This window comes from Kitasatospora sp. NPDC057500 (assembly GCF_042802195.1).
Classification (GTDB): Bacteria; Actinomycetota; Actinomycetes; order Streptomycetales; family Streptomycetaceae; genus Kitasatospora.
The window spans coordinates 1-10408 of sequence record NZ_JBHVER010000246.1; the positions used below are offsets into that span (position 1 = coordinate 1).

A 10408-nucleotide genomic window follows, 5' to 3' on the forward strand; every position below is an offset into this window, starting at 1 on the left:
CCCCGTTTCATCGGGGGTGGCGCCCGGCCCGTTGTGCGCGCGGGCCCCGGCTCAGCCCGCCGCGTTCCGGACCACCTCGACGAACTGGGCCGCGACGGAGTTGCGGTAGAAGTCCTGCATGGACACCCGGGGCAGGCCCTGCTCGCGCAGCTCCCGCAGCAGCCGGACCACCAGCAGCGAGTTGCCGCCGAGTTCGAAGAAGTTGTCCCGGAGCCCCACCTCGGTGTTGAGCAGCCGCTCCCAGACCGCCAGCACGGCGGCCGCGGTCGGATCGTCGGCCCGGCCCTCCCCCGGCGCCGCCGGGTCCGCCGCGCCGGACGGGTCGGCCGGGTCGGCAGGGTCGGCCGCTGCGGGCCCGGCCGGCTCCTCGGTCAGCCCGGCCAGCACGGCCAGGTCGGCCTTGCCGTTGGCGGTCAGCGGGATGGCGTCGATCCGGGTGAAGGTGGCCGGCAGCATGTAGTCGGGCAGCATGCCGGCGGCGTGCGCGCGCAGCTCCTTGCCGTCCAGCCGTCCGCCGCCGCGCACCACGAAGTACGCGTCCAGCCGGGCGGTGTCCCGGTCGCCCTCGGTGGCGTGGCGCAGCGCCACGGCCGCTGCGGCGACCGCCGGGTGGCCGAGCAGCACGCCGCGGATCTCGTCCAGCTCGATCCGGTGGCCGCGGAGCTTCACCTGGCTGTCGATCCGGCCCAGGTGGTCCAGCCGGCCGTCCGGCCGCAGCCGGCCGAGGTCGCCGGAGCGGTACACCCGAGCGCCGTCCGGGTCGGTGACGAAGCGTTCGGCGGTCAGCTCGGGCCGGTTCAGGTAGCCCTGGGCGACACCGGCGCCGCCGACGAAGATCTCCCCGGCGACCCCGGCCGGCAGCACCCGGCCCCGGGGGTCGCGCACCGACAGCGACCAGCCCGGCAGCGCCCGTCCGACGCTGCGGCTGCCGGCCACCACCTCGGCCGGGGTCAGCGTCTGCTCGGTCACGTGCACCGTGGTCTCGGTGATCCCGAACATGTTGGACAGCCGGCAGGCGGTGTGCGAGTGGCGGGTGAACCAGGCCGCGAGCATGCCGGTGTCCAGGGGCTCGCCGCCGAAGACCACCAGCCGCAGCGCCAGCCGGCCCTCGCGCCGGGCGTCGGCCTCGATGAACTGGGCGAACGCGGACGGCGTCTGGCTCAGTACGGTGACCTGCCGCCGCTCGACCAGCTCGTAGAAGACCTCGGTGTCCCGCGACGCCCAGTACGGCACCACGACCAGTCGGCCGCCGGTGAGCAGGCAGCCCCAGATCTCCCACACCGAGAAGTCGAAGGCGCAGGAGTGGAAGAAGGTCCAGGTGTCCTCGCCGCCCAGGCCGAACCCGGCCGTGGCGGCCTCCACCAGGGCGGCCACATTGCGGTGCGGGACCACGACGCCCTTGGGCCGGCCGGTGGAGCCCGAGGTGTAGATGACGTAGGCCGGGCCCGCGCCGTCCGCTCCGTCCACGCCGGCCGCACCGTCCGCACCCGGGACGGCGGCGTCGGCGAGGCCGGACAGCTCCTCCGGCGAGACCACCCGGACGCCGCCCGTCTCCGGGAGCGCGCCCGGCAGGGCGACGGCGATCTTCGCGCCCGCGTCCTCGACGGTGTAGCGCAGCCGCTCGGCCGGGTAGCGGATGTCCACCGGCACGTAGGCGCAGCCGGCCTTGAGCACGCCGAGCAGCACCACGACCAGTTCGGCGGTGCGCTCCAGGGCGACCACCACCGTGTCCCCGGGCGCGGCGCCGAGCCCCCGCAGGCCCGCGGCCACCCGGTCGGCCCGCCGGTCCAGCTCCGCGTAGCCGAGTTCGCCGTCCTCGTCGACCAGGGCCACGGCCTCCGGCTGCCGGGCGGCGACCCGGGCGAACAGCTCGTGCACGGTGCGCCCGGCGTCCGGCGCCGGGTCCCCTGCGGCGGGCGTGGCGCCGGCGCGCAGCAGGCGCTCGCGCTCGGCCTCGCCGATCAGTTCGACGTCGCCCAGCGCGAGATCCGGCGAGTCTGCCAACTTCCCTACCACCAGGGCCAGATGGGCGGCCAGGTCGCGGGCCACCGCGGGCGCCAGGTCGCGCTCGCGGTAGTGGAGGGTGCCGCGCACGGTCCCGTCGGCGGCGCGCCGCCAGACCACCAGGGCGGGCAGCGGCGGCGTCAGGAAGGGGCGGTAGTGCTCGCCCGGCCGGTCCTCGTCGAGGACGACGCCGATCCACGGGTTCACCCGGCCGGCCGGGGTGCCGTCCGCCGGCTCCGGGTACTGGGCGAGGTGCTCGCGGACGGTCAGCTCCGGGCGGCAGTCCACCCGGTGCACCCAGTGGTCGGAGCCGGACTCGGCGGTGGACCACACCGCCAGCTCCGGTTCCGCGGTGTCGCCGTGGCGGCCCACGGTGACGGCGGTGGCCGCCAGCAGCAGTTCGTCCGTGACGGCGGCCGGGAGCGGCTCGACGGCGACCTCGCCGTACGCTCCGCGCGCGTCCGGGTCGCCGAGGCCCCACTCGGGCGCGGTGTCCGGACCCGGGTCCGGCAGGGTGGCGACGGTCGCCGGCCGGTCCACCTCGCCGGGCAGGCCGTCGGCGGCGGACCGGCCGCCGGTCAGGACGGCCGCGAGCTGCCGCAGTCCGGCTCCGCCCAGGGCGGAGCGGCGGGCGACCAGGACCAGGTCGGCCACCCCGTCCGCGTGCTCGACCAGGACGGCGCGCACCGGCCGGGAACCGTGCAGCGGGCGCTGCGCCTCGGTGTGCAGCCGGTCGAGCGCGGCGGGGTCGTCGGACCGGGCCGCGCCGGGTTCGCGCCAGACCCGCAGCCCGGCGAGGGCCTCGTGCGGACCGGCCGCCGTCCGCGCCCGGGCGTGCACCGACTCGGCGGTGACGTCGCCGGCGAGCCGGACGGTGAGACTGTGGCAGCCGCCGGCCCCCCGGCCGGCCTGCCCTGCGGCCACGCGGTAGCGCAGGCCGTGTGCCATGAGGACTCCTGACATGTGGGCGCCGGCCTCGCCGTCGGGGCGGGCCGGCGCGTAGCCGTCGTTCTGCCTGCCGATCACTTCGCGACGAAGCCGCCGTCCACGGTCAGCGTGGTGCCGGTGACCTGGAGCGAGTCCCGCCCGGCCAGCCAGAGGGCGGCGCCGGCGATGTCCTGCGGCTCGATCAGCCGGTTCATCGGCTGGGCGCGGGTGAAGACCTCCTCGTGCTCCTCGACCGCCACCTCCAGGGAGCGGGCGATCTCCGCCAGCATCCGGCCCTCGACCAGCGGGTCGTCCCGGACGGATCCGGGGCACAGGGCGTTCACCCGCACCCGGAAGGGCGCGTAGTCCAGCGCCGCGGCCTTGGTGAGGCCGATCAGCCCGTGCTTGGCGGCGACGTAGCCGGCGAAGTTCCGGTAGCCGACCAGTCCGGCGGTGGAGGAGACGTTGACGATGCTGCCCTCGCGCCGGGCGACCATGGCGGGTGCGAACGCCTTGATCATGTGCCAGGCGCCGGTGAGGTCGGTGTCGATCATCAGCTGCCACTCGTCGCCGCTGATCTCGTGGGTCGCCTTGCCGGACGGTGCGGCGATGCCCGCGCCGTTGACCAGCACCTGGACCGCGCCGAAGCGCTCCAGGGCCCGCTCGGCCACCGCCGCGCAGGCGTCGAGGTCGCGGACGTCGGCGCTCTCGGTGAGGACGGCGGCGCCGCGCTCCCGGCAGAGGTCCGCGGTGTGGCCGAGCTGACTGTCGGTGCCCAGCGGGTAGGGCACGCCCGGGAGTTGACCGCCGAGGTCGACCAGCACCAGGTCCGCGCCCTCCTCGGCGAACCGGACGGCGCAGGCGCGGCCCAGCCCCCGGGCGGCCCCGGTGACGACCGCGGTCATCCCCTGGAGCCGCATCACCGGCCGTCCCGGCCGGCCGTGGCCGCGGTGATCGCGGCCAGCAGCGCGTCGGACGCGTCGACCAGGTACATGTGCTGCCCGGGGATCTCCAGGTAGGAGAACGCGCCGGTGGTGGCCCCGGCCCACTCCCGGGCCTGTTCGGCGCTCACCAGGGCGTCGGCGTCGCCGCGCAGCGAGGTGACCGGCGCCGCGATCGGCGTCCGGCCCTCCGGCCGGTAGTTCTCGTGCATCTCGACGTCCGCCCGCAGCAGCGGCAGCAGCAGCTCCCGCAGCTCCGGCTCGTTCAGGGCGTCGTGCCGGTAGCCGGCGAACTGCTCGACCTTGGCCACGAACTCGTCGTCGCCGAGACCGGTGGCCCGCTCGGCCCGGCCGCTCCACGGGCCGGGCGAGCCGCTGACGAAGACGTGCTCGGGCCCCTTGCCGTCGATCCGGGCCAGCTGTCCGGCCACCTCGAAGGCGAGCACCGCGCCCAGGCTATGCCCGAACAGCGCGTAGGAGCCGAAGCCGCGCACCTGCTCGGCGATCTTCGGGGCGAGCTCCTCGGCCGCGGTGACCGCGTCCTTGTACATCGGCTCGGCGAACAGTTCCTCACGGCCCGGCAGCTGGACCGCGACGATGCTCGGGCAGCCGTCCGGAAGGTCCTTCCAGGCTCGGTAGAAACCCGCGCCACCGCCCGCGAAAGGAAGGCATACCAGTGCCCGGTTCATACATTTCTCCCTGGCGTGTTCTGCGGTCCCCCCAGGTCGATGGGTTGCCACGGGTACGCAAAAGACCGCGGCGACCGCGGAGTTGGGGGGTTACCGGCCCGACTGTACTGATCACGGCCGCCGCACGGCCAGGCGCCTGCCGCCACCCCCGAACCCGCCCCGAACACGTACAACCGCCGCGGCGGCTCGGTTGAACACCGTCACCGGGCCGCCGCTTGAAACCCGCCCCCGGGCCCGCCTACCCTCGGAACGCGCGACCGCGCCCGCGGGGCCCGGCGGGACGCGGGCACCGGGGAGGCGGGGCGCCGGGGAGGCGGGGCGCCGGGGCAGCGGGTCAGCAGCTGTCGACCAGCACGCCCTCGGCCAGCGACTGCAGGGCGCTGCGGTGCTTGAGACCCAGCTTCCGGTAGATCCGGGTCAGGTGCTGCTCCACCGTGCTGACCGTGATGAACAGCTGGTCCGCCACCTCGCTGTTGGTGAAGCCCCGGCTGACCAGCCGGGCGACGCGCTGCTCCGCCTTGCTCAGGTCCTCGATGCCGATCAGCTCGGCGCCGCGCCCGGCCGGGACCGGCTGCGGCTCGTCCTCCGACGGCAGCCCCCGCAGCAGCCCGTCGGCCCGGCAGTCCTTGGCCAGCTGGCGGGCCCGGCGAAGGTGCCGGCCGGCCGCCTCGCCGTCGCCGAGCAGCCGGTGGGTGCGCCCGAGCAGGCCGTGGATCCGGGACCGCTCGACCTGGTCCGGCGACTCCTCCAGGTTCGCCAGGGCCTCGTCCAGCAGCGGCGGGCGGCACTCCGCCCCGGAGGCTTCGGCGATCACCCGCAGCGTCAGCGCGCGGGTGCGGCCCCAGGCCCGCTTCAGCACGGACAGCTGCTCGGTCGCGATCTCCCTGGCCTCGTCGGCCCGGTCGAGCGCGATCAGCGCCTGGGCCAGGTCGCTGCGCCACGGCACCAGCGAGGGGAGGTCCATCTCCCAGGCCTTCATGTCCTGGCCGCAGGCCCGGAACTCCAGCAGCGCCGCGTGCGCGCGGCCGATCGCCAGGTAGTAGTGGCCGCGGGCGTGCCGGTAGTACAGGCCGGACGGGTTCTCCAGCACCGCGCTGCGCAGCGGCCGGTTCAGCAGTCCGCCGGCCGCGTCCAGGTCGCCCCCGGCGGTGCGGACCAGCGCCTGGGTGGCGAGGGCGTACTTGATCTCCGGTCTCCACTCCAGGGCCGCGGCGGCGTGCCGCTCCGCGGCGGCCAGGTCGCCGCACCGGACGGTCGCCTTGGCCATCACCGACGACAGCACCCCGAGCCAGCTGGGGATGTTGCGGGCCCGGGCCTCCCGCAGCAGCTCCTCGCCCCAGACGGCGGCGACCCGCTGCCGGTCGGCGTAGACCAGCGCGGTGAGCGCCACGGTCAGCGGCTCCAGGGTCGTCTCGTTCAGCCCGAGCGTCTGGAGGTGCTCCTGCACCGCGTCGATGCCGGCCTCGGAGAGGGTGCCGCGCAGCACGCCGTCGAGCAGGCGCGAGGCCTGCAGACAGGGGTTGGTGGAGTCGCGCAGGTGCCCGGCGGCCTCCGTCAGCGGTGCGAACCGGCCGGCCAGCAGCGGGAAGGTGCAGCCCAGCCAGAGCCGGAAGGCCTCCCACTCGCTGGTGGTGGCGACGCCCTCCTGCCGCAGGGTCTCGCACAGGTGGCGCAGCGCCGACTCGGCCTGCTCCGAAGGGCCTTGCTGGAGCAGGTACTTGACCAGCTGGACGGCCTGGCTCTGGTTGAGCTTGCCGTCGTACAGCGCCTCGGTCAGGGTGACGCAGTGCCGGACGGCCGCGACCGGGCTCGCCTGTCCGTCGATCTGGGCGAGCATCAGCGTCACGTCGGCGCGCTGGTGCGGCTCGTCGGCCTCGCGGTGGGCGAGCCGGCTGTACTCGGCCGCGAGCTCCACCTGGTCCTCGCTCAGGACCCGCTCGGCGGCCTCCAGCAGGAGCCGCACGGCCCAGGGGTCCGGCGCGGCGTCGGCGGCCAGCAGGTGCCCGGCGACCTCGGTGGCCGGTGCGCCCTCGATGAAGAGCAGCCGGGCAGCCCGCAGGTGGAGTTCGCCGCGCCGGGCCGGGTCGAGGTTGTCCAGCACCGCGGCGCGGGCCTCGGGGTGGCGGAACCCGCAGGGCCCCAGCAGGCCGGTGCGCAGCAGGATCTGCTCGCAGCGCTCCAGCGCCTCGGTCTCCACCGAGAGCAGCCGGCCGACCAGGGCATTGACGCGCGGCAGACCGAGGACGGCGAGGCCGTAGGCGACCTCGGCGGCGTTCGGGTCGGTGCGCCGCAGGCTCCTGGTGACGGCGTGCCGGTAGCCGTCCGCGACGTGCGGCGCGCGGACCCCGGGGGCGTCCGGTCCGCCGCGGTGGTCGTCGAGCAGCGCCCGCACCAGCAGCGGGTTCCCGCCGCAGAGCCGTTCGTACTCCGGAAGCAGCCGGGCGACATCCGCGCTTTCCAGGAAATTCGCCATCAACTGCGCCGTGGCGGATCCGGACAGCGGTTCCAGGCGGATACGCCGGGTATTGGGCTGGCCGACGATCTCCATCAGGAACAGCGGAATGCCGGTGGTGGTCTCGGAAAGGACGTTGAGCACCAGCAGCACGGGCTGGTTGGTGATCCGCCGCGCCAGATAGCGCAGCAACTGGAGGGAAAAGCGGTCGGATTCCTGGAGATCATCCACGGTGATTACCAGCGGCCCGGAACCGGAACGCGACAATCTCGTCAGCGCGATGTGCAGCCTGGCCAACACCTTGGCATGTTCCGGGTGAATTCGGTCCGGGTCGCTGGCGCGCACATCCGAGAGCAACACACCCGCCTCGATGGCTTCCTGGATCTCCCGGACGTCCGCCGGGGCCAGCAGGGCGTTGTGCGAGAGCTGGTCAACAACGCCGAACGGGATCTCCGACTCCGACCGGGTCGCCATCGCCGAGAGGACCAGCGCGCCGGCCTCCGAGGCATGCCTCACGAAGGCATTCATCAACTCCGTTTTACCGCTTGCCGCCACGCCGCTGACGAGGGCCACGCCCCCCCGGCCGGCCATGCACGCCATAAGAAGTTCGTCCAGGATCGATTCCTCACGAACGCGTCCCACCAGAACCATGCCGACCCCCGTAGCAACCATCCGACGGACACGAGGATATCGCTCGAATGTCACGCCACAAGGGACAACATAAGCCATCTGCGGTCACACTGGGAAGCGAACCGCGTTCGCACCTTAACCGGACGACCACGGCCTTTACCGGTTGTGACGACCCGTCACATCGGTTGGACCGGCGGCGAAGCAGCCGCCGCCCCCGACCGCCGCCGGGCGGGCCCCTGGAGGTCCGCCCGGCGGGGCCGGGGCATCGGAATCAAGCCACGCCGACGGCCTCCCGGGGCTCCCCGCCCTTCTTCGCCGCCGGCTTGGGGAGCTTGGGCAGGAAGACCAGGGTGCAGACCAGGCCGGCCAGGGCAAAGCCCACCGAGACCAGCAGCGAGACGTTCAACCCGTGGACGAAGGACTCCTGCACGTTGGTCCGCAGCGTCTCCGAGCCGCTCTCGTTCGCGACGGCGAGCCCACCGAAGACGCCCGATTCGATCACGCCCGCCGCCTCGGCCGTCAGCGCCGACATCTCCGGCCGGGCCAGGTGCGACTCGTAGCCGGTCGCCAGCACACTGCCGAGCACCGCCGCGCCGAGCGGCGCGCCGACCTTGTTGACGGCCTGGAGGACCGCCGCGCCGACCCCGCTGCGCTCCTCGGGCACCTGGGACAGCACCACGGAGGTCGTGGTGGCCATCGACAGGCCCATGCCCACCCCGGACAGCGCCGTCCACGCCCCGGAGAGCCCGGCCCCGGAGCTCAGGCTGGTCGTGGAACCCAGCAGCAGCCCGCCCGCCATCACCACGAACCCGGCGGCGATGACCGCCTTGGGGCCGACCAGCTTGGCCACCTTGTCCGCCGGCACCGCACCCAGCACCAGACCGCCGATCAGCGGCAGCAGCCGCAGTCCGGAGCCCATCGCGTCGGTGCCCTGCACCGCCTGGAAGTACTGCGGCATCAGGAAGATGACGCCGATGTTGGCCAGCGACACGAAGCCGATCAGGATCACGCCCCAGGTGTACGAGGACACCCGGAACAGCGCCGGGTCCACCATCGGCCGCCGGCCGTGCGCGACCAGTCGGCTCTCGTAGCGGAAGAACGCCACGAGCAGCACCAGTCCGCCCACCATGCCCAGCCAGGCGGTCCCGTCGCCCCAGCCCTGCTCGCCCGCCTTGATCAGGCCGTACGTCACGCCGGCCAGTCCGAGCACCGACAGTACGGCGCCGCCCAGGTCGAAGGCGGACGGCGAGTCGGAGCGCGTCTCGGGCACCAGCCCGGCCACCACCGCGGCGCCCAGCAGGGCCACCGGAACGTTGATCAGGAAGACCCAGCCCCACCAGATGTGCGTCAGCATCCAGCCGCCGAGCAGCGGACCGAGCGGCAGCGCCAGGAAGTTCGACGCGGACCAGATGCCGACCGCCTTCGGCCGCTCCTCCTCGGTGAACAGCACCGTCAGGCCGGACAGCGCCATCACGATGATCCCGGCGCCGGCCACCCCGAGCACGCAGCGGGCCGCGATGAACTGCCAGGAGCTCTGCGCGTAGGCGCAGCCCGCCGAGGAGAGGGCGAACAGCACCAGCGCGACGATCAGCGTCTTCCGCCGCCCGAGCCGGTCACCGAGCAGGCCGATGGGGAGCATCGAGGCGGCCAGGAAGAGCAGGTAGGACGAGGAGAACCACTGCAGATCGGTCTCGGTGGCGTCCAGAGCCTGGGAGAGCTGTGGCAGCGCGACGCTCAGGATCGTGCCGTCGAGGCCGACGGCGAGCATCGACAGGCTCAGCGCCCCCAGCGCCCACCACTTACGGCGCCCGGTGTTGGACATGACGAACTCCGCTTCGATGAGATTGAACCATCTTTTGAAGGTTACCCATTTTTTGGGAGTGCCGCTACCAGTTTTTACGAGTCGATGGTCGAGTTCGGCCGGAATCAGCCGGTGAGGGCCAGCAGACGGTCCCTGACCAGGTCCGTCACGGCCGGCGCGTCGTTGAGGTAGAAGTGCCCGCCGGGGAAGACCTCCAACTCGAAGGGCCCGGTGGTGTGTTCCGCCCAGGCCGCGACGTTCTCGATCTCCGCCTGCTTGTCCCGGTCGCCGGTGAGCCCGACGACCGGGCAGGTCAGCGCCGGCCCCTCCTGGTACCGGTAGGTCTCGGCCGTCCGGTAGTCGCCGCGGACCACCGGCAGGTAGAGCCGGAGCATCTCCGGGTCCTTCAGCAGCACCTCGGAGGCGCCGCCCAGTGACACCATCTCCGCCAGGAACTCCCGGTCCGCGAGCCGGTGGATGCCCTCGTCCCGGACCCGGGAGGGCGCGCGGCGCCCCGAGGCGAACAGCGCCACCGGCACCGTTCCGGCCGCCTCCAGCCGCCGCGCGACCTCGAAGCCGATCGTGGCGCCCATGCTGTGGCCGAACAGCGCCACCGGCAGGTCGTTCCAGAGCAGCAGCGCCTCGGCGATCCGGTCGGCGGCCTCCCCGAGGTCGCCGAAGAGCGGCTCGGTGTGCCGGTCCTGCCGCCCCGGGTACTGCACGGCCAGCACCTCGGCCTCGGGGGCCAGCCGGTGCGAGAGCGGGAAGAAGTAGCTCGCCGAGCCACCCGCGTGCGGCAGGCACACCAGGCGCACCCGGGCCTGCTCGGCGCGGTGGAACCTGCGGAGCCAACGGTCCTCCAGGTCGACGGTCCGGTCCGTGGTCATCGCGCGTCCTCTCTGCTGGGTAGGGGGTGTGTCAGGGGGTGCGGGCAGCGCGCGACGGAGCCCGGTGACCGTTGGTC

The 10408-nt window shown here is 73.8% G+C and carries 6 protein-coding genes; all 6 read right to left on the minus strand.

What is annotated here, in order from left to right; all coding sequences use genetic code 11:
* Positions 1-51: 51 nt before the first annotated feature.
* Complete coding sequence (locus ACFU74_RS32860; protein WP_380763482.1) at positions 52-3030, minus strand: amino acid adenylation domain-containing protein; 2979 nt, start codon at positions 3028-3030, stop codon at positions 52-54.
* Positions 3027-3851, minus strand: a complete 825-nt coding sequence (locus tag ACFU74_RS32865) for an SDR family oxidoreductase (RefSeq protein ID WP_380763484.1) — start codon at positions 3849-3851, stop codon at positions 3027-3029. Before ACFU74_RS32865 ends, ACFU74_RS32860 begins: the two co-directional genes overlap by 4 nt.
* Positions 3851-4561 carry a thioesterase II family protein gene (locus tag ACFU74_RS32870; RefSeq protein ID WP_380763485.1) on the minus strand — a complete coding sequence of 237 codons (711 nt, stop codon included), beginning with the start codon at positions 4559-4561 and terminating at the stop codon, positions 3851-3853. The genes ACFU74_RS32865 and ACFU74_RS32870 overlap by 1 nt, the downstream gene beginning before the upstream one ends.
* A gap of 334 nt (positions 4562-4895) precedes the next feature.
* Positions 4896-7742 carry an AAA family ATPase gene (locus ACFU74_RS32875; RefSeq protein ID WP_380763487.1) on the minus strand — a complete coding sequence of 949 codons (2847 nt, stop codon included), beginning with the start codon at positions 7740-7742 and terminating at the stop codon, positions 4896-4898.
* A 172-nt stretch (positions 7743-7914) separates the two neighbouring features.
* Positions 7915-9465 (minus strand): MFS transporter, encoded by a 1551-nt coding sequence (locus tag ACFU74_RS32880; RefSeq protein ID WP_380763489.1) that lies wholly within the window; start codon positions 9463-9465, stop codon positions 7915-7917.
* 104 nt (positions 9466-9569) lie between these two features.
* A complete protein-coding gene (locus ACFU74_RS32885) occupies positions 9570-10331 on the minus strand; it encodes a thioesterase II family protein (RefSeq protein ID WP_380763491.1) in 762 nt (253 codons plus the stop codon).
* Between the last annotated feature and the right edge of the window lie 77 nt (positions 10332-10408).